At 41.9% G+C, this 19,337-nt stretch carries 20 protein-coding genes and 1 riboswitch; of the genes, 18 read left to right on the top strand and 2 right to left on the bottom strand.

All coding sequences use genetic code 11. From position 1 onward, the window contains the following. Positions 1-20: 20 nt before the first annotated feature. Positions 21-611 carry a hypothetical protein gene (locus P855_RS0111945; protein WP_028783795.1) on the bottom strand — a complete coding sequence of 197 codons (591 nt, stop codon included), beginning with the start codon at positions 609-611 and terminating at the stop codon, positions 21-23. A gap of 167 nt (positions 612-778) precedes the next feature. Here P855_RS0111945 and P855_RS0111940 point away from each other — a divergent pair, with 167 nt between their 5' ends. From P855_RS0111940 to P855_RS21835, 4 genes are all read left to right on the top strand, one after another. Then, positions 779-1,714 carry an LCP family protein gene (locus tag P855_RS0111940; RefSeq protein WP_028783794.1) on the top strand — a complete coding sequence of 312 codons (936 nt, stop codon included), beginning with the start codon at positions 779-781 and terminating at the stop codon, positions 1,712-1,714. A gap of 289 nt (positions 1,715-2,003) precedes the next feature. Beyond that, complete coding sequence (locus P855_RS0111935; RefSeq protein ID WP_028783793.1) at positions 2,004-3,833, top strand: M6 family metalloprotease domain-containing protein; 1,830 nt, start codon at positions 2,004-2,006, stop codon at positions 3,831-3,833. Positions 3,834-3,978: 145 nt separating this feature from the next. Continuing rightward, complete coding sequence (locus tag P855_RS0111930) at positions 3,979-4,722, top strand: hypothetical protein (protein ID WP_028783792.1); 744 nt, start codon at positions 3,979-3,981, stop codon at positions 4,720-4,722. 40 nt (positions 4,723-4,762) lie between these two features. Further along, entirely contained in the window at positions 4,763-4,912 is a 150-nt protein-coding gene (locus P855_RS21835; RefSeq protein WP_084315688.1) for an aspartyl-phosphate phosphatase Spo0E family protein, read from the top strand. A 49-nt stretch (positions 4,913-4,961) separates the two neighbouring features. On the opposite strand, the gene P855_RS0111920 is transcribed toward P855_RS21835, so the two are convergent. After that, positions 4,962-5,384: a hypothetical protein gene (locus P855_RS0111920; protein ID WP_028783791.1), complete on the bottom strand. Its 423-nt coding sequence runs from the start codon at positions 5,382-5,384 to the stop codon at positions 4,962-4,964. 285 nt (positions 5,385-5,669) lie between these two features. On the opposite strand from P855_RS0111920, the gene P855_RS0111915 reads away from it, so the two are divergent. From P855_RS0111915 to P855_RS0111850, 14 genes are all read left to right on the top strand, one after another. Next, entirely contained in the window at positions 5,670-5,999 is a 330-nt protein-coding gene (locus P855_RS0111915) for a hypothetical protein (protein WP_028783790.1), read from the top strand. A gap of 157 nt (positions 6,000-6,156) precedes the next feature. Next, positions 6,157-7,146, top strand: coding sequence for a LacI family DNA-binding transcriptional regulator (locus P855_RS0111910; RefSeq protein WP_028783789.1), 990 nt, complete (start codon positions 6,157-6,159; stop codon positions 7,144-7,146). A gap of 193 nt (positions 7,147-7,339) precedes the next feature. Continuing rightward, positions 7,340-8,737: a sucrose-specific PTS transporter subunit IIBC gene (locus P855_RS0111905; RefSeq protein WP_028783788.1), complete on the top strand. Its 1,398-nt coding sequence runs from the start codon at positions 7,340-7,342 to the stop codon at positions 8,735-8,737. A 75-nt stretch (positions 8,738-8,812) separates the two neighbouring features. Then, entirely contained in the window at positions 8,813-10,270 is a 1,458-nt protein-coding gene (locus P855_RS20855) for a sucrose-6-phosphate hydrolase (RefSeq protein ID WP_051353191.1), read from the top strand. A 15-nt stretch (positions 10,271-10,285) separates the two neighbouring features. Then, a complete protein-coding gene (locus P855_RS0111895; protein ID WP_028783787.1) occupies positions 10,286-11,152 on the top strand; it encodes an ROK family protein in 867 nt (288 codons plus the stop codon). A 155-nt stretch (positions 11,153-11,307) separates the two neighbouring features. Then, positions 11,308-12,987: a glycoside hydrolase family 13 protein gene (locus P855_RS0111890; RefSeq protein ID WP_028783786.1), complete on the top strand. Its 1,680-nt coding sequence runs from the start codon at positions 11,308-11,310 to the stop codon at positions 12,985-12,987. A 130-nt stretch (positions 12,988-13,117) separates the two neighbouring features. After that, positions 13,118-14,047, top strand: coding sequence for a manganese-dependent inorganic pyrophosphatase (locus P855_RS0111885; protein WP_028783785.1), 930 nt, complete (start codon positions 13,118-13,120; stop codon positions 14,045-14,047). A gap of 137 nt (positions 14,048-14,184) precedes the next feature. Beyond that, positions 14,185-15,141 (top strand): mannose-6-phosphate isomerase, class I, encoded by a 957-nt coding sequence (manA, locus tag P855_RS0111880; protein ID WP_028783784.1) that lies wholly within the window; start codon positions 14,185-14,187, stop codon positions 15,139-15,141. A gap of 160 nt (positions 15,142-15,301) precedes the next feature. Continuing rightward, entirely contained in the window at positions 15,302-17,026 is a 1,725-nt protein-coding gene (locus P855_RS0111875; RefSeq protein ID WP_028783783.1) for a phospho-sugar mutase, read from the top strand. Between the two features lie 120 nt (positions 17,027-17,146). Further along, positions 17,147-17,434, top strand: a complete 288-nt coding sequence (locus P855_RS0111870; protein WP_028783782.1) for a hypothetical protein — start codon at positions 17,147-17,149, stop codon at positions 17,432-17,434. Between the two features lie 101 nt (positions 17,435-17,535). After that, positions 17,536-17,650: riboswitch (cyclic di-GMP riboswitch) on the top strand. Positions 17,651-17,676: 26 nt separating this feature from the next. After that, positions 17,677-17,838, top strand: a complete 162-nt coding sequence (locus P855_RS22405; protein ID WP_200865954.1) for a hypothetical protein — start codon at positions 17,677-17,679, stop codon at positions 17,836-17,838. A gap of 55 nt (positions 17,839-17,893) precedes the next feature. Further along, positions 17,894-18,229, top strand: coding sequence for a helix-turn-helix domain-containing protein (locus P855_RS0111860; RefSeq protein ID WP_028783781.1), 336 nt, complete (start codon positions 17,894-17,896; stop codon positions 18,227-18,229). Between the two features lie 142 nt (positions 18,230-18,371). After that, positions 18,372-18,830, top strand: a complete 459-nt coding sequence (locus tag P855_RS0111855) for an IDEAL domain-containing protein (RefSeq protein WP_235062641.1) — start codon at positions 18,372-18,374, stop codon at positions 18,828-18,830. 245 nt (positions 18,831-19,075) lie between these two features. Further along, on the top strand, positions 19,076-19,327 hold the full coding sequence (locus P855_RS0111850) for a helix-turn-helix domain-containing protein (RefSeq protein WP_028783779.1): 252 nt from the start codon (positions 19,076-19,078) through the stop codon (positions 19,325-19,327). Positions 19,328-19,337: the final 10 nt, after the last annotated feature.

Below are 19,337 nucleotides of genomic sequence, written 5' to 3'. Positions count from 1 at the left end.
GGGAAGTGGGGTGTCTTTTTTCAGCTGCGGCTGGCTACTTCGCGGAGGAGGTTGGTTCGGATGCTTTCTTTGGTTTCCTCGTATTGTCTTTTCAAATCCTCTGCCTCTGTCGGGCTGAACCCATTGGTTTTCAATTCACTCTGATAGTCGCTGTATATCTCCTGGAAAGCCTCATCCGTTTTTTCTTCTAATGCTTCTGCGGCCCTCGTGTATTTCTGATACAGCTGGACGAAAGAGACTGGTTCTCCGCTTTCCACTTGTTCCTGGTATTCTGCTATTGCATTTTCAATTAGCTGATCAATCCGTACGTTCACTTGTTTTTCCAGTTTATTGAGCTTTGGTTGAAAATCATTTTTTATATTTTCCACTGTGACTTCCTGATCCTGGCTTTCCTGTCTATAAGGAAGGGTGCTGATCGGTTTTTCAGTAATCGGTTCGTCCCAGGATATTTGTTCATTTGCTTCCAGTTTATAATCAGAACGTACTAACGCTTTCCAATCATCATCGGTTGTGTCTTCCGGCATCTTTATCATCATTAAAAGTAACGCACTTGTGGAAGCAAGTACGGTCAAAAATGATAATAGTGCCAGCATTGCTCTTAATTTATTCATACTCAACCCCCATCCAACATGGATTTTTCTTAATATCACAAGTATGGGTAAATTATTGCGAAAATAAACCCGGGCACTGACCATAGAGGCAGAATCTACTTTTACATCATTCGCCAATTTCAGTATAATAGAGTAATGGTTTGATATTTATGTAATGAGGTGGAGACATGAGTAGTCGTAAAGAACAAAAGAAGAAACAGCGTAAGAAAGGCAAGTGGTGGAAAGTAACGCTGTTAGTGATGTTATTGATTGTGTTAGGTGCAGGTGCCTATGTATATTCAATTTATAGTAATGTTAAGAACACGGTGGATAATGATTTGCACGCCCCAGTTTCCTCCATCGACACGGATTTGACTAAGAAAAAGGTAAAAAGCAAAGAACCATTAAATATACTTCTGTTAGGCGTTGATGAAAGGAATTATGATAAAGGCCGTTCCGATACGATGATTGTAATGACGTTGGATCCGGACAATGATCGGATGCAGATGATCAGTATTCCTCGTGATACCCGGACCAAAATTGTAGGAAAAGGGATACAAGATAAAATCAATCATGCCTATGCTTTTGGAGGCAGTGATATGTCTGTAGATACCGTCGAGAACTTCCTGGACATTCAAATTGACTATTATGTCCGAATGAATATGGAAGGATTGGAACAGCTGGTTGACGCTGTTGGGGGGATCACAGTGAATAATAACCTGGCATTTACAAATGGGGGCTACGAGTTCCCGAAAGGTAAGCTGAATTTGAATGGTGAAGAAGCATTAGCTTATGTTCGTATGCGAAAGCAGGATCCTCAAGGTGACGCAGGAAGAAATGAAAGACAGCGTCAGGTAATCGAAGGTGTGATCGAAAAAGGAGCAAGTCTGGGAGGTGTAAATAAAATCGGCGATATTATGGATGTCCTTGGCACGAACGTCAATACCAACATGGATTTTTCAGACATGCGCAGGTTAGTGACCGATTACCGGAGCGCACGTAAAAATATAGAGACCTATCAAATGAAAGGGAATGGAACTCGAATAGATGGAATCTACTATTTAAATGTTCCTCAGGAAGAAGTTGAAAAAGTCCATGGGATGATTGGAGAATACCAATCATAGAAAGAGAATAACATTAACAACTCCATCATATCGTGAAAAAATCTCATGGGAAGAGGTGCCCATGAGATTTTTTTGGATTTTTGTTAGAAGAGCGTCATGTATTATAGGTATTTTAGTAGGAAAAGGAGTTTGCTCATGTGACAAAAGAATCATCAGGTATATGTCGTTTTTTGTCGTTTTAGTAAGAATTAATAGACTTAATTACTTAATTTGTAAGTTTTTGTTTCAAATATATTCTGAATATTCTACAATTAACTGGAAGCAACTAGAAATAGGGGGAGGAAACACAATGTTGAATAAGAAATTTTTATCTTCCGCAGCAGCTTCTTTATTGTTAGTCTCCGGACTGACGACAGGGCTTGCAGGCGGAACAGCTACTGATGCTGAAGCAGCTGAGAATTATAAACTATCACCAGGTCATTATGTCCCGGCAGCACCGGAATTGGCTGAGAAAGCAAAGGAAGCTGGCATCGATATTTCTAAAGACGATCCAGCAGAGAAATTTGCCAATAAAGGTTCTAAATTCGAACAGGCAGCAGGAGATAAAGTTACGTATCAAAAAGCAGAAGGCGAAGTACCGATGCTTGTTCTGTTGGCAAAGTACAACGATGGTGATAAGCCAAAAGGAGCACTGGATAAACCGGTACCAGCGGAGTATTTGAATGATTTGATTTTCGGAGAAGAATATAATCCGTATGAATTAGAGCAATTCAAACAATATGCAGAGTTTGAAGGTAAGAAGGTGCCGACAAACAGCACCATGCAGAATATTTATAAGGAATCCAGTTATGGAAAAGTCGAGTTGACTACATATGACAATATGACGGATATCGGCTGGGTCGAGCTTCCGAAAGGAGCTTCGTATTACCTGGATCAGACCGGCGAATATGCCAATGGCGGCACCTACGTAAATGGTAATGCCAATGGGGATGCCCATATGGGAGAGCTAGTCCGTGATTTATTGAAAGCTGCTGACCCTGAAGTTGATTTTTCCAAATATGCAGAAAACGGTGAAGTTCCAAACATCTTTGTTGTCCATGAAGGTACAGGAGCAGAATTCAGCCGTGACCCTGCACAAATCTGGTCGCATAAATGGGGCGTACTAAGCGCATTGTATTATGGACCATATTACGATGACGGGGTGACCGCTGCTCAAAAAGCAGGTTTGACCGATGCTGAATGGATTAATAAAACAATTGAAGAGGATTTGACTTATGATGGCGTAGTCGTCAACAACTACACTGTCGAGCCGGCGATCGGCGGAAACGTTGCTGGTTATGATTTCGCTAACGACACTTACAAAGAAGAATTGAAAGAGGGACCTTACCCGGCGCAGCCAGGGGTATTCGCCCATGAATTCGGACATGCGCTTGGATTGCCTGATTTTTATGACACTGCCTATTCATCTGAAGGAGTCGGGAACTTTTCAATGATGGCTGGCGGTTCCTGGATGCGCTATCCGAATGCTTCCGCTTATTCCGGCAATTCACCAACCGGTTTTGATCCATATTCCAAGATGTTCTTAGGATGGTTGGAGCCGATCGAAGTTACTCCTGAAGACGGCGTTCAGGAATTGACATTGAATCCAGTCAATGAATCTGAAGATGTGGTGAAAATGAATGTTCCTGGGTCTAATGGCACCGAGTACTTCCTATTTGAAAATGTTCAGCAGGAAGGCTTCAATAAAGGGCTTGCCCGCGTTGGGGAAAACGCAGAAGGGCTGGTTGCATGGCATGTTGATGAAAATATCATCAATAAATATTACACTGCCGGTCTGCGCCCGAATAACGTAGAAAACTGGATGAACAAACGTTTTCAATATAACCAATCTGCAACTGCGGCAGATGGATCCCTGATTACTCATTACGGTTTGTCTGTCTTGCAGGCAGATGGTGAGTATGACTTGGAAAGGTATAACAACCGTGGGGACGAAGCTGATTTCTTCACAACTGGAGATGAAATCACTCCGAATTCTGCAAATGTCCATACAGGTTCCTATTACTTCTGGAGAGAGGATAATCCTGTCCCTGCAGACTCCGGTATCCATGTAACTGATATTAAACAAAATGAAGATGGTACTGTCACAGCGAAGTTCTTTTATGACTTCCCGACAGAATAAAGCTAATAACCACCATGGCCAGGCGAACTTTGTCGTCTGGTCTTTTTATTTCGACAATATCCTAAAATTACCCGCTAATCCTGCCGAAGTATAAATAAAGAAGATGATTTTATGGTAAATTAGTGAGGAGGGAGGAGAGAAGGTAATGGAAATAAATAAAGAAACCATCGCTATTATGGCAACAGTAATGCTGGCAGCAGGTCTAGCTGTTAGCGGCTTTTTCATTGTTAAGAGTATAAAGGATGGAAGGACTGTCCTGACTGCCCAGGCTGATTACCAGGTACCTCGTGATGCACGGCTGCATCAAGAAAAAGATTATTTTCATAAATCGGGAGTAGATAATCCAATAGATGACTTTTTTAATAGAATGAATGAAAATCTGCAAGAGGCTGAAACTGACCTTGAGAAAGAAAGTCTGGAACTTGAATCAGGGACCGAAGCAGAAGCGAAGGTCATAGAAAGCCAGGAGAGTACGCTGCAATCAACATGGGAACCGGACGACAATTCAGCCGAAAAAAAATCAACTCCCCCATCTTCCAGTTCAACAGCGCCACCCTCATCTTCCTCTAATACCAGCAAAGGTGATGAAGATAAAAATGAAGCTGTAACTGAGACTGAAAATACGCAGGGAGTTAATGAAGAAACAAACGAAAGCAAGGAAAGCCCTGCTCAGACAGAAGAATCTGAGAAAATAAAAGATGTAAAAGAGGAAACAGGCCAGGACCAGAATACAGAAAAAGAGAATGATGTAAATAATGAAGAAGCAAGTGAGGATGAAGACCAAACCGCCCCACCAGAGGAGGGTGAAACTCCACCTTCAAAAGAGGGAGAGGAAGAACCTCCTGCACCTGAGGATCCGAAGGAAAGTGATGGCGGTTTAGAAAATTAAGTTTAGACAACCTTTAGAGCTTACATAAGGAGGACATAACATGGTTGCTGCAATCGAGTTAGAAGTTGAAATAGAAGCCTTACGACAGGAAATGTATCAATTATATAAAAATGACCCTTCTGACCCGCAATTAGTTACTGTATCCCAAATATTAGATCAGCTTTTGAATAAATTGATGTTACAATCTTAAGGTGATCCAAATAAAAAATAAACCGCTGATCGACCAGCGGTTTATTTTTTTATTTATTTTCTTCTTCATAACTGCTGATTTGCAGGGTCACTTTATTGACCCCTAACACTCTTGCTGCTTCTATCATATTTTTCGCTTTCTCTTCAGCCTGTTCCAGTGAGAGATTAGAGGTAGTGATTTCAAATGCTGGAATGCTATTGTCTGATTGTGACGTATCAGCTTCATTGGAAGCTGTATCATTTCCTGATCGAAGAGATTGTGCTGGCGCTTTGTCCTCTGTCGTTACAAACGAAACGACTTCCTGTACGTTGTTTTTGTATCGTTTTCCGCGGATTTTACGGCCGTGGTATACTACGTTAGAGTAGGGACAGCCTGTTTCTGCAGCAATCTGGCGGTAGTTTTTGTCTGATTCTTCGAGGAGTTGTTTGACTTGGTTGAGGTCATAATCGTATTTTTTGTTACCTTTTGCCATAAGAATGCTCCTTTATATAAATTTTTAACATGAGTAGTATTATTTTATCATAAACGAATTTATTGAATTTGTCATATTAATTTTTTCGACATTACAAATTAGAAATATTGTAGATTTGTTTGTTTTATATCGATAAGTATATTATTTCAACCTTCCTCTGTGTAGGATGAAAGTTTTACAAAAACAAGAGTATCCACGTATATATACAAGTGAAAATATGAAAATTGGATGAGAGGGTTTTATCTAAAACTGTCGAATTGCATAGATGAAGGAGTGATATTGCAAATGCCATTGTCTTTTCCGTTAAGAACAGTCATGATGCCTGACGGGAAACCGTTAGTATTTGAACATGGTATATTAATTGCTCATGAAGAAGATAAGCGTAATTGGTTTGTGATGGTGAATGGGGTTTCTGTAAGCGAGGAAATGAAGCAATACTTTACCAGTGGTGAGGTCTTTGACATTATAATGGTTCCCTGGGAAGGTTCCCCGTTCATCGGAAAAGTCCAGTTAAAGATTATGTATGAAGAAGATGCATACATGAATGGAAGGGCTCTACTCCAGGAACCGGTGCAACGAGTGATCGAGCTTGATGGCGAAAAAATTCCATTTTAGTAACTACATGACACCCCGGTTTCTTTGAATTTTGAGGACCTGGGGTGTTCTTGTTTCTCACAGGTCTTCAGCCTGAAATGAGGTTCTCTTCATGATGGACATTTCCAGTCATTTGCAATAGTATGTACATAGATTCAGATTCATGGAGGACAGGCTTATGACAACAATCAACGATATTGCAAAGATGGCTAATGTTTCCCGTACGACCGTTTCCCGAGTACTTAATAATAATGGTTATGTCAGTGAATCTGCCCGGGAGCGCGTTATGAAAGTAGTGGAAGAAACAGGTTATATCCCAAGTGTTTCAGCTAAATCATTACGCACCAAACGCTCTGGTGTAATCGGGGTGATTTTACCAAAAATCAGTACAGAAACAGCCAGTAGAGTGGTAGGCGGTATCAATGAAGTTGTGGCAAAAGAAGGTTTTCAGATTCTCTTGACCGATACTGAATTAAACCACGAAAAAGAGATAGAATATATCCGGTTGTTGCATAGTCGCCATGTAGATGGCATCATTTTGCTTGCTACCAATGTCAATGACCGTCTCCTGCATGCGATCGAGGACGCCCGCCTGCCATTTATATCGCTCGGCCAGGAGCTTCCTGGTGTCACATCGATCGTATACGATGATTATCATGCTTCAAAGGATATGACGAATATGATCATTAATAAAGGGCATAAAAAAATTGCCTATATAGGAGTAGGAGAAGATGACCCGGCAGTAGGGGTCTTACGTAAACAAGGTTTTATAGAAACAATAGAGGAAGCAGGGCTTAAACTGGAAGAAAGCTGGTTAAGTTATGGTGATTTCAGCATCGAATCAGGTTATGAAAGTATGAAGCAGATCATCGAAACCAATCCTGGTAATTTTCCTACAGCCGTTTTTGTCGTCACAGATCGAATGGCGATAGGCGCAATGGAATATCTAAAGGAACAAGGATTACAGATTCCACAAGATATTGCCATTACTGGAATAGGTGCTTCGGTCATGTCAAAATATGTGAGTCCCTCCCTGACGACTATTGATTATTTCAATAAAGAGGCTGGAATCATGGCAGCTGAATTACTGCTGGAGCAGTTACAGGATCAAAATACTAATAAAAAGTTTCTTCAAAATTATAGACTAATTGAGAGAGATAGTGTATAGTACATATCAACAGAGTATGTGGAATCGATTACACACGTTTCTCTCTTTTTTTGAACTATGAATTAACCGCTTACATTATTTTTTTATTAAATATGGAATCGATTCCCTGATGTGGACTCATTGCACCGTTTATATTTTTTTGTTGTGTGTGTAATCGATTACACAACTAATCACCTTAAGGAGGATTCGAACAATGGCCAGTAATTCTCAAATTGCTAAGGAAGTATTAGAGGCTGTCGGAGGCGAAGAAAACATTCAGTCCGTCGCTCACTGTGCGACGCGGCTGCGGGTCATGGTCCATGATAAAGATAAAGTGGACGTTAGTGCAGTGGAACAAATTGAAAAAGTCAAGGGTGCCTTTTACAATTCTGGTCAATATCAGATTATCTTTGGCACGGGTACGGTCAACAGGATTTATGAAGAGATCAATAAATATAATGTCAATGGGACATCCAAGTCAGAAATGAAAGAAGAAACGGCCAAGCAAGGTAATGCATTCCAGCGTGCCATCCGCACGTTTGGGGATGTATTTGTACCAATCATCCCTGTATTGGTTGCCACTGGTTTATTTATGGGACTTCGCGGACTGGTGATGCAGGAAGCGATTCTGTCATGGTTTGGCCTCACACCGGAGAGTGTACCGGAAAATTTCATTTTATTTACCCAAGTATTGACAGATACAGCATTCGTCTTCCTGCCGGCGCTCGTCGCCTGGTCGACTTTCCGGGTGTTCGGAGGTACGCCTGTCATCGGTCTTGTGCTCGGTCTGATGCTGGTATCGCCGGCTTTACCTAATGCCTGGGAAGTAGCATCTGGAGATGCCTCACCGATTACGTTCCTGGGATTTATTCCAGTAGTCGGCTATCAGGGTTCAGTCTTGCCAGCCTTTATTGCCGGTATCCTTGGAGCGAAACTTGAAAAGGCGCTGCGAAAACGGATCCCGGAAGCACTCGATTTAATTCTTACCCCATTTTTAGTGTTGCTCGTCATGATAGCAGCGGCATTACTTGCAATCGGACCGGTATTCCACACGGTAGAAAATTGGATTTTCGCAGGAACTATGTTCTTATTGGAACTACCGTTTGGTCTCAGTGGTCTGCTGATTGGTTTCTTCAACCAAATTATTGTAATCACAGGGGTCCATCACATTTTTAACTTTATGGAAATTCAATTACTGGAACGTTTAGGGTTTAACCCATTCAACCCAATCATTACAGGTGCGATTGCTGCCCAGGGTGGAGCGGCACTGGCTGTCGGTGTCAAAACTAAGTCGAAAAAATTGAAGGCACTTTGTTATCCTTCTGCTCTGTCTGCATTCCTCGGTATTACGGAACCTGCCATTTTCGGTGTCAATCTTCGCTATATGAAACCTTTCGTAATGGCGCTGATCGGCGGGGGTGTTTCCGGATTCCTGGCTGCAATCATGGGATTGAAAGCGACAGGAATGGCAATTACAGTTATCCCTGGAACATTGCTCTATTTGAACGGCCAGATCTTCGGCTACATTTTAGTCAATCTGGTAGCAGTTGGAACAGCATTTGTATTGACTTACCTGTTTGGTTTCAACGATAAAATGGTAGATAACAAATAGGGAGGATAAGGAGACCTGGGTATCCTGTACTGGGTCTTCTTCCGTTATGATATTGGAAGTTTAGGAGAGTGAGCCATGATTACTAGTGAAGAAAAGTTGCGGAAACAAGCTTATGAAGCTGTTGAAAAAAATAAAGAAACCGTACAGGCGGACCCTTACCGCCAGGGTTATCACATGATGCCTCCGGTCGGTTTGCTGAATGATCCGAATGGATGGATCCAATGGCGAGGGACGTATCATATGTTTTTTCAATGGATGCCGTTCCATACTGGACACGGCGCCAAGTACTGGGGGCATTATAGTTCTGAAAACCTGGTCGATTGGAAGCTTGAACCTATTGCATTGACTCCTGGTGACTGGTTTGACAAAAATGGCTGCTATTCTGGCAGTGCTATCGAACATGATGATAAATTGAAAGTTTTTTATACAGGAAATGTACGCAATAACCAGGGAGAACGGGAAACGTATCAATGCCTGGCTGAATCAATAAATGGAAACGATTTTGTCAAAAAAGGTGTAAAAGCCGAATTACCTGAAGGCTATACCGCTCATTTCCGGGATCCTAAAGTGTGGAAGCATGAAGGCAAATGGTATATGGTTGTCGGAGCTCAAACATTGGAAAGGCAAGGGGCTGTCGCTTTGCTGGAATCCGAGGACCTGGAAATTTGGACCCACAAAGGCGAACTGGCAGGTCCTGTAGAAGGACTCGGTTATATGTGGGAATGCCCGGATACTTTTGAACTGGATGGGCAAGGAGTGTTGATTTTTTCGCCTCAAGGAGTGGAAGCGCAGGGAATCGATTTCAACAACCAGTACCAGACGGGATATGTAACTGGCGAGCTTGATTATGAAGCAGGAAAGCTTAATCATGGGGCGTTTACTGAGTTGGACCGCGGATTTGAATTTTATGCTCCTCAGTCAATGATAGATAAAAAAGGTCGGCGACTGCTGGTAGGATGGATGGGTGTGCCAGACCAGAATGAGGAACATCATCCGACCATCAAACACCATTGGATCCATAATCTGACTCTGCCCAGAGAGCTGAAATTTATAAATGGAAAAATTCATCAACTGCCCATAGAGGAAATGAAACAACTGCGGGAAGAAAAACTGTTTGAAGAAGTAGTAGGAGCTGATTTATCGAAAACGCTGCCCCGCACTGCTGAACTGGAAATGGACGTAGATGGCTCGCTTAGCCAGTTTGAATTACACCTGTTCGATTATCTGAGTTTGACTTATAGTAAGGAAACTGGATATTTTACCATGGAACGTACGAGCCTGGCTACAGGCAATACAGAAAGCCGCAGCTGCCGTTTAATTGAAGGATTACAGCAAATGAAGGTTTTCATTGATCATTCTTCTGTTGAGATCTTTTTAAATGATGGAAAAGAAGTATTCACATCACGCATGTTTGCTGAACCGGATGAACGCATGGTTAAGGTTGTGCATAAAGGAAAAGAGCGGTTGAAACTGACAGCATGGCAACTGAGAAATGACGCTATCGATCAGGATATTCATGTGAATAATATTTAGGAAGGAAGAAAATCTATGAAGCTTGGTGCAATTGAAGCAGGTGGTACAAAGTTTGTGTGCGCAGTCGGGAATGAAGATGGTGATGTTTTTGAAAAAATCGTGATTCCTACTGAAAAACCTGAAGTTACCATGCCTAAGGTTTATGATTTTTTCAAAGGTACAGGAATAGAACGGATAGGCATCGGGAGCTTTGGTCCGATTGATTTAAATGAAGGAACAGGAACGTATGGTACGATTCAAAAGACACCAAAGACCGAATGGATCGGTTTTCCCCTTGGGGACGAAGTAAGCAAGCATACAGGGGTCCCTGTAGTTGTAGATACCGACGTCAACGTGGCAGCTTTGTCGGAATCCCGATGGGGAAGTGCGACGGATGTGCATTCCTGCCTTTATATTACAGTCGGTACCGGTATAGGTGCCGGAGCCATTGTAAACGGGGCAACGCTGAAAGGTTTATCGCACCCGGAAATGGGACACATTGCTATCAGACGCCATGAAAAAGATACCTTCGCCGGGACCTGCCCTTATCATAGGGACTGTCTGGAAGGCATGGCTGCAGGTCCTGCCATTGAACAGCGCTGGGGAAGGCCTGGTAAAGATTTAAAAGAGAAAGAACTTGTATGGGAAATCGAATCCTATTACTTAGCCCAGGCAATCGTGAATTACATTTACATTTTGTCACCAGAACGGGTGATCATGGGGGGCGGCGTCATGCAGCAGGCCCACTTGTTCGATCTAATCCGAACTAAGGTAGTGGACATGCTGAATGGTTATGTAAGTTCCCCATTATTGACTCCGGATCGGGTGGATAACTATATTGTGCCGCCTGGCTTGACCAATGAAGCCGGTATAAAAGGAGCTTTGATTTTAGCAGCTGAATAATTAGAAAGCGTGGGAAACCTCCACGCTTTTTTTAAATTATCAATTCGAATAATTACTAAGTCTTTTTCCGGTTTATATAGGGTTTTATGTAGTAATGTGTATGTTAAAATAATAAAGAGAAAACGTTTGCACACCTATTTAGGGAGGAATTTGCTATGAAACGGACCTGGTGGAAAGAAAGTGTCATTTATCAAATCTACCCACGAAGCTTTAATGACAGTAACGGTGACGGAATTGGTGATATACCCGGGATTATTGAAAAACTGGACTACTTAAAAGAGCTGGGAATTGACGTCATCTGGCTATCCCCTGTTTATGAATCTCCTAATGATGATAATGGATACGATATCAGTGACTACCAGAAAATCATGGGCGAGTTTGGGACGATGGAAGACTGGGAGCAAATGCTTGCTGAAATACATAACCGTGGGATGAAACTGATTATGGATCTCGTCGTCAATCACACGTCAGACGAGCACCAATGGTTTATGGAAGCCAGGAAATCATTAGATAATCCATATCGGGACTATTATATTTGGCGTCCTGGTAAAGATGGCAAAGAACCGAATAACTGGGAATCCGCCTTCAGCGGGTCTGTATGGGAATATAATGAAGCTACAGACGACTATTATCTGCATCTGTTCTCCAGGAAACAGCCTGACCTGAACTGGGAGAATCCTAAGCTTCGTTCAGAGGTTTTCAGCATGATCAAATGGTGGCTTGATAAAGGAATCGATGGTTTCCGTATGGATGTCATCAATTTCATTTCCAAAGACCCGAGTTATGCGGATGGGGAAGTTATAGAAGGGAAAGCCTATGCATCCGGGCATAAGTACTTCATGAATGGACCCAAAATACATGATTATCTGCATGAAATGAATCAGAAAGTCCTTTCTGAATACGATATTATGACTGTCGGAGAAATGCCAGGGGTAACTCCGGAACAAGCGGAGCTTTATACACGGGAGGACCGGGAAGAATTGAATATGGTCTTCCATTTTGAACATATGGATCTTGATGCAGGTCCTGGCGGGAAATGGGAGCTGCGTCCCTGGTCTTTAGTAGAGTTGAAAAAGATTTTCACAAAATGGCAGACACGTTTGTCCGGTGAAGCCTGGAATAGTCTTTACTGGAATAACCATGACCAGCCAAGAGTGGTATCCCGTTTCGGTAACGACTCCGAGGCTTATCGCGAAATTTCTGCTAAAATGCTGGCCGCGGCTTTGCATATGATGAAAGGTACTCCGTATATCTACCAGGGGGAAGAGCTCGGGATGACGAATGTGCCTTTTGACAGTATCGAAGACTATCAGGATATCGAAACATTGAACATGTATCGGGAGAGGGTTGAAGCTGGTGAAAATCCCGAAGACTTAATGAAAGCAATCCATGTCAAGTCAAGGGATAATGCACGTACACCAGTCCAGTGGGACAACAGTAAGCATGCTGGGTTTACAGATGGTACCCCATGGATCAACGTGAATCCAAATTATGAGAGGATTAATGCAGAAGCCAACGTGAATGACGGTAATTCCGTGTTTCACTTTTATAAAAAGCTGATTACCCTTCGTAAGCAACACGACATTATCGTATATGGAGATTACCGGCCTTTACTGGAGAAGGATGAGAAAATTTTTGCTTATATCCGTGAGCTGGATGATGAAAAACTCCTGGTCATCAACAATTTCACAGCTGCTGAAGTGGATTTTCATATCCCTGAAGAATTCAAGGGCGTCCAAAACAGCAAATTATTAATCAGCAATTATGAAGCATCTGACATGCTTCAGGACTTTACTTTAAAACCATATGAAACAAGAGTCTATAAAACCAGCTGACAAGTGAACACCACCCCAGGTCCTCCAGAATTTGGTGGGCTCCGGGGTGGTTTGTTTCATCTTTTCTCTCCCCTCTGGAGATAATGAATGTTATAATGGCGACATACATCAACAATAAAGGAGTTTTTTCATGGCTAAAAAGTTAATTTTCGGACATAAGAACCCGGATACCGACACGATTACATCAGCACTTGTCTATGCTGATTTAAAATCCAAAATTGGGGAGGATGTCGAACCGGTCCGTTTGGGTGAGGTGAATGGCGAGACACAATATGCTTTGGAACAGTTCGGTGTCGAAGCACCGCGTCTGATCGAAAAAGCATCTGACGAAGTAGAGCAGGTCATCCTTGTCGACCATAACGAACGGCAGCAAAGCGTTGATGATATTGATGAAGTTCAGGTAATGGAAGTCATCGACCATCATCGTATTGCAAACTTTGAAACACAGGGTCCTCTTTACTATCGTGCCGAGCCGGTCGGTTGTACCGCGACAATCCTGAACAAATTATATAAGGAACACAACGTTGAGATCAGCAAGCAAATGGCTGGACTGATGGTATCAGCGATTATCTCTGACTCCTTGTTATTCAAATCACCGACATGTACAGATGAAGATGTAGCAGCAGCGAAAGAGCTGGAGAATATCGCCGGTATTGATGCAGAAAAGTACGGTCTGGAAATGTTGAAAGCAGGCGCTGATATCAGTGATAAAACGATGGCAGAGCTGATCAGCCTCGATGCCAAAAACTTTGACATGAGCGGTGCAAACGTCGAAGTAGCACAAGTCAACACGGTTGATACAAGTGATGTACTTGCCAACCAGTCTGAAATTGAAACAGAAATGCAAAAAGCGATTGATGAAAAAGGCCTGGATTTGTTTGTGTTTGTTGTTACTGATATTTTAACGAATGATTCTACTGCGGTAGTGCTGGGGGAAAAGGCAGCTGCTGTAGAAAAAGCTTTTGACGTCACCTTGTCTGAAAATAAGGCAGTCTTAGAAGGCGTCGTTTCCCGTAAGAAACAAATCGTACCACCACTCACTGATGCATTATCATCATAAAAAAACAAGCTTGCTTATCGATTGGATTTCGGTAAGCAAGCTTTTTCCATGTATCCAAAACGATAGCTATCCAATTACTGATATAGTACACTTTCATTAGAAATGATAAGGAATACTTAATTGAAGGAGCATGATTCATGTACAACGAACCGATTTTTCTAAAGCCTGTATTCAAAGAAAGGATATGGGGGGGCACACAGCTGCGTGAAATCTTCGGCTATGAGATTCCATCAGAGCAGACAGGTGAATGCTGGGGAATTTCAGCTCATTCCAATGGACCGAATGAAATCATGAATGGACCTTTAGAAGGGAAGACATTGACCGAAGCCTGGAATGATCACAGGGAGCTGTTTGGAGATCAAGCAGGTGAAGAGTTCCCTTTGCTGGTCAAAATTCTTGATGCAGAAAAGGACCTGTCTGTTCAGGTACATCCTGATGATACATATGCGCAGGAAAAAGAAAACGAAGCGTACGGAAAGACGGAATGCTGGTATGTCATCGATTGCGAAGAAGGTGCGGAAATCGTCTTCGGGCACCATGCGACATCGCAGGAAGAGTTGGAGTCGATGGCAGAGCAGGGAGAATGGGAGAAGCTCCTGCGCAGAGTCAAAGTGCATCCAGGAGACTTCTTCTATGTGCCGAGTGGTACTATACATGCAATCGGAGCAGGTGTACAAATACTTGAAACCCAGCAGAGCTCGGATATCACTTACCGTGTCTATGATTATGACCGTACAGGTGATGATGGAAAAAAAAGAGACCTTCATCTTAAAGAATCACTGGAAGTGACTACTGTCCCCCATCAGGATCCAGATCTTGAACGTAAGTCGCGGAAAGATAAAGGGCTTACGGAAGAAAGCTTAGTCGAAGCGGATTATTTTGGGGTAGTGCTGTGGGAGCTGGATGGCCGCTCGCCGCAATTTCGATTTGACAAATATATTCTTGTCAGTGTCATCGAAGGAAAAGGTATGATTAAAACAGGTGATCGCCGATACACGATTAAAAAAGGCAGCCATTTCGTCCTGCCCACCACAATGGATCCATTTGAAATCGAAGGAAAAGCGAAAATGGTCGTTTCATGGTCGAATAAATAAAAATTTCCCTGAGGACGTCCTGCGACCTTGGGGATTTCTAGTAGTTTCGCCAGAATAGTCTATTATTTTTAATAGAATTCGACATGAAATGTCATAAAAAATTGTTGCGTGTCTGATATAATGAGCAAGAGTATATTATTCTAACAAAAAGGATGATCCTATGACCTGGCAGACTTCTTATCAACGATGGAATGATTTTAAACTGTTAGAAAAAGAATTACGCGATAAACTTACAGAAATCCAATCGGATGAACTATCTTTAGAGGATGCTTTTTACAAGAACCTGGAATTCGGTACCGGCGGCATGCGGGGAAAACTGGGACCTGGAACCAACCGTATGAATATCTATACGATCCGCCGTGCTGCGGAAGGACTTGCGAGATACATAGAAAAACGTGGCGAAGCGTGGAAGCAGAATGGGATTGTAATTGCCTATGACAATCGCCATATGTCACAGGAATTTGCCATAGAAACCGCGAAGGTCCTCGGGAATCACGGTATCAAGACATATGTGTTCACTTCCCTTCGACCAACCCCTGTATTATCCTATGCTGTCCGTTATCTGTATACGGCCGGTGGCATTGTCATCACAGCCAGCCATAACCCGCCTGAGTATAATGGCTTCAAGGTTTATAATGAAGATGGGGGTCAGTTACCGCCTGCAGAGGCAGGAGCTGTGATTGAAATGGTCAATCAAGTCGAAAATGAATTGGAAGTAGAAGCGGCTGACCAGTCGGAACTGGAAGCCAGGGGCTTACTGGAATGGATAGATGAAAGAGTAGATGAAGCTTATTTGAAGGAGCTTAGGAGTGTCAACTTGAATCCACACATCACCCATGATGCAGGTGACGATTTCCAGGTAGTTTTCACCCCGCTGCATGGCACAGCAAATGTATTGGTCAAAAAAGGCTTGGCGCAGGCCGGCTTTAAAAACATCCATGTCGTAGCTGAGCAGGCCGAAGCCGATCCTGAATTTTCTACGGTTGCTTCTCCGAACCCGGAAGAACACCAGGCATTTGAAATGGCTATTGCCCAAGGCAAGGAAGTTGGAGCTGACATATTAATCGGAACAGATCCCGACGCTGATCGGCTGGGAGTGGCTGTTCCAGACGCTGAAGGAGAATATCAGGTTTTAACAGGTAATCAGCTTGGAGCTCTGATGCTGGACTATCTGCTCTCCCAACACCTCGATCTTCCTGACAATGGCATCATGATCAAGACGATTGTCACTTCTGAATTCGGCCGCGCTATTGCCTCCTACTATAACATTGAAACGTTGGATACATTGACAGGTTTCAAGTTCATAGGAGAAAAAATACGCGAGTATGAACGTACAGGTGAATATGAGTTTTTATTTGGTTATGAAGAAAGTTATGGCTTTCTTGCCAAAGATTTCGCCCGGGATAAGGACGCCGTCCAGGCAGCTGTTCTCGCGACAGAACTGGCATTGTTTTGGAAGACAAAAGGGAAGACCCTGCTTCAGGCTTTGGACACCCTTTATGAGCGACATGGTTATTACATGGAAGATTTGCAATCGATTAAACTTGATGGCAAGCAGGGAGCCGATAAAATCCAGACAATCATGGATACTTTCCGGGAAGAAAAGCTGACGGAAGCTGGTGGCTTAAAGGTAATCGCAGTAGAAGATTATTCAAAATCACGCAGACAGATAGTTGATACTGGAGAAGAAGAAACGATTAAACTCCCACCCGCCAATGTGCTGAAATTCGTATTGGAGGACGATTGCTGGTTCTGTTTACGCCCCTCTGGCACGGAACCGAAAATCAAATTCTATTATGGAGTAAAATCATCCAGTAAGGAAGAAAGTCAGCAAAGGCTTGTAAGATTAAAAGAAGCTGTAGAAAAATATTTGCCTGAATTATAAGAGTAAGGGCAGGCCTTCCATGATCAGGAGGGCTCTGGCCCTTTTTCATTAATGAAGGTTTTCAAATACGGGTAAGGGGAATATAATACTATCTCCTACCATTGGAAAGAAGGGGCAAACATGCAACAACGTAAAAGAAATATTTGTAAGATAAAAGAAATATATTTTAATCAACGTCCTATCGCTTTCCAACAAGCATGTATTGAACGGTTTGACTATGAATGGGTAATAGAAATTGTCAATCCTGATCCTTCTCCTTCAAATGAAGAGGATAGTCTCATTACAACGATCAGCTTTGTTCAGGAAAATGGAACCCATTTTGAAAATGTAGATATTGAATCCTATCAACTTTCTTCGGAAGAAACGGAAAATGTATATTTGTTTAATATGTTTCCTGATGAAAGTTGATGATAAATAGTTATTTCCGCCTATTTATCTGATGATATTTTACTAGAAAATCCAAAGGGGCTATAGTATAATGTGAAATATCAGAATATTTAAATAAATCGCTTTTGAAAAGGCAAACTTATCTAAAGATAAGGACGCAAAGCCAAAGCCTCGGGTCTAAAGCCACAACTTATACATGAATACATATTTTGCGGCTAACATCGCCGGGTTTCCTTGGGTGATGAGTGATGGAGGGATCATTCATGAAAAAGAATCAGCTAAACGGTCGGTTGGATGCAGAGTGGTTGTTGCTGATGGAACAAGCCTGGGCTTTAGGATTAACAAAATCAGAAGTAGAGCTCTTTTTGAAAGCTGCGTGTAAAAAGTCACAGGATAAGCCAATAAGTATGATTTTTCTGAAATAATGTAGAACCGCTTATTTCCGCTGTGGTATAATCGCAGTGAAAGTAGGTGAGAAAGTTGATTGGGAAACGTATTAAAGAATTACGGCAATCAAAAGGGCTGTCGATGTCGGAACTGGCAGAAAAAGCAGGAGTAGCAAAATCATATTTAAGTTCAATTGAACGAAGCCGTCAAACGAATCCATCCATTCAATTTTTAGAAAAAGTCGGCAAAGTCCTGGGTGTTTCCGTCAATCAATTGATAGAAGGTGACGAACCCAATGCAGGTTCAGGATTGGATGATGATTGGCTGGAATTGGTCCAGACTGCGATGGACTCAGGTGTAACAAAAGAGCAATTCCGGGAGTTTTTAGAATTCAATGAATGGAAATTAAAACAGCAAAATAAAAAATAAAAAAACAAGCTATGTATTCCAGGTGCTAACATAGCTTGTTTTTTTATTTTCCAGTTATCTTTCCTTTTCATATCCCTCCGAATACGTCATAATATATATAAAATACTGAATATTCAGATTAAAAGAGAGGGTGGTCAGATTGTTGTCGATTAAAATGTTGAAGCCCTATTATGTCAAAGAGGATGAACGCTTTGTACGTGTTGTTCTGGCCTACCAGTATTTTTCTTTATATGTAGATGAAAAGCTTTACCACTTTGTTCCCCTGGAAGCTAGTGAGATAATAATTGATCGCAAGAAACAAAAAGTGCACAATGTTTTAGATATTTTTGTATTTCAACGTGGTAAGAAGATGATCAATGTTGCTGTTACAGATCTGTTACAATTACCTGATTTCCTCACCCATTTAAATTCGATCGTAGCTCCGTACTTAAAAGAGAAGTCTCGTACTAAATTTGAAAAACGAACTGAAAATGATGAAGCATTAGAAGGTCTATTTGAACAATTAGAGCAGCTTAACTTTAACAGAATGATCGATCGGGCATTAGATAATCGAGACCGTGAAACGTTTTATGATCTATTAGGAAAGAAGAACTTTGTGTAACGATAAGCGTTCTGCTTCTTGCGGAACGCTTGATTTGAATTAGTTAGAAAACAGCAGTAAATAAACGTTTAGAAGAGTATGTACAGAATATTTAAACAATCAATATAAATATGGACTTTCCCATTTCATAAATTTTCAAATATACTTATTACTATAATTCGTTATAATGAACATAAATAGCTTATTAATTTTTTGTTCATCAGTTCTTTTTTAAGAACAAATGAAGGAGAGGCGAGGGATCACTAATGATTGGAGAGCGAATCAGGGAGCTACGCGAGGAACGGGGAATGTCACTGAGTGTATTAGCAAGTCGCTCTGGTGTTTCTAAATCTTATATCAGCAATATTGAAAGAGGAATTCAGAGGAACCCCTCCTTAATTATTATGAAAAAATTGGCCGAAACACTAAGAGTACCATTGGAAGACTTAACAGCCTGGAAGCTGGGACAAACCAAAAAGCCAGAAGGAAGGTTTAAAAATGAAAAATCGAGCAGGTAAATACTCCCTG

The organism is Thalassobacillus devorans MSP14 (genome assembly GCF_000496835.1).
GTDB lineage: Bacteria > Bacillota > Bacilli > Bacillales > Halobacillaceae > Thalassobacillus > Thalassobacillus devorans_B.
The sequence above is the reverse complement of the archived record's forward strand: the minus strand, read 5'-3'. Positions and strand labels throughout refer to the sequence as shown.

Coding starts and splice junctions, on each gene's coding strand:
- P855_RS0111875 (WP_028783783.1), top strand. CDS start 15,302: ATGACCTGGCAGACTTCTTATCAACGATGGAATGATTTTAAACTGTTA.
- P855_RS0111940 (WP_028783794.1), top strand. CDS start 779: ATGAGTAGTCGTAAAGAACAAAAGAAGAAACAGCGTAAGAAAGGCAAG.
- P855_RS0111945 (WP_028783795.1), bottom strand. CDS start 611: ATGAATAAATTAAGAGCAATGCTGGCACTATTATCATTTTTGACCGTA.
- P855_RS0111910 (WP_028783789.1), top strand. CDS start 6,157: ATGACAACAATCAACGATATTGCAAAGATGGCTAATGTTTCCCGTACG.
- P855_RS22405 (WP_200865954.1), top strand. CDS start 17,677: ATGAAAAAGAATCAGCTAAACGGTCGGTTGGATGCAGAGTGGTTGTTG.
- P855_RS0111920 (WP_028783791.1), bottom strand. CDS start 5,384: ATGGCAAAAGGTAACAAAAAATACGATTATGACCTCAACCAAGTCAAA.
- P855_RS0111870 (WP_028783782.1), top strand. CDS start 17,147: ATGCAACAACGTAAAAGAAATATTTGTAAGATAAAAGAAATATATTTT.
- P855_RS0111885 (WP_028783785.1), top strand. CDS start 13,118: ATGGCTAAAAAGTTAATTTTCGGACATAAGAACCCGGATACCGACACG.
- P855_RS21835 (WP_084315688.1), top strand. CDS start 4,763: ATGGTTGCTGCAATCGAGTTAGAAGTTGAAATAGAAGCCTTACGACAG.
- P855_RS0111905 (WP_028783788.1), top strand. CDS start 7,340: ATGGCCAGTAATTCTCAAATTGCTAAGGAAGTATTAGAGGCTGTCGGA.
- P855_RS20855 (WP_051353191.1), top strand. CDS start 8,813: ATGATTACTAGTGAAGAAAAGTTGCGGAAACAAGCTTATGAAGCTGTT.
- P855_RS0111850 (WP_028783779.1), top strand. CDS start 19,076: ATGATTGGAGAGCGAATCAGGGAGCTACGCGAGGAACGGGGAATGTCA.
- P855_RS0111895 (WP_028783787.1), top strand. CDS start 10,286: ATGAAGCTTGGTGCAATTGAAGCAGGTGGTACAAAGTTTGTGTGCGCA.
- P855_RS0111930 (WP_028783792.1), top strand. CDS start 3,979: ATGGAAATAAATAAAGAAACCATCGCTATTATGGCAACAGTAATGCTG.
- P855_RS0111935 (WP_028783793.1), top strand. CDS start 2,004: ATGTTGAATAAGAAATTTTTATCTTCCGCAGCAGCTTCTTTATTGTTA.
- manA (WP_028783784.1), top strand. CDS start 14,185: ATGTACAACGAACCGATTTTTCTAAAGCCTGTATTCAAAGAAAGGATA.
- P855_RS0111915 (WP_028783790.1), top strand. CDS start 5,670: ATGCCATTGTCTTTTCCGTTAAGAACAGTCATGATGCCTGACGGGAAA.
- P855_RS0111890 (WP_028783786.1), top strand. CDS start 11,308: ATGAAACGGACCTGGTGGAAAGAAAGTGTCATTTATCAAATCTACCCA.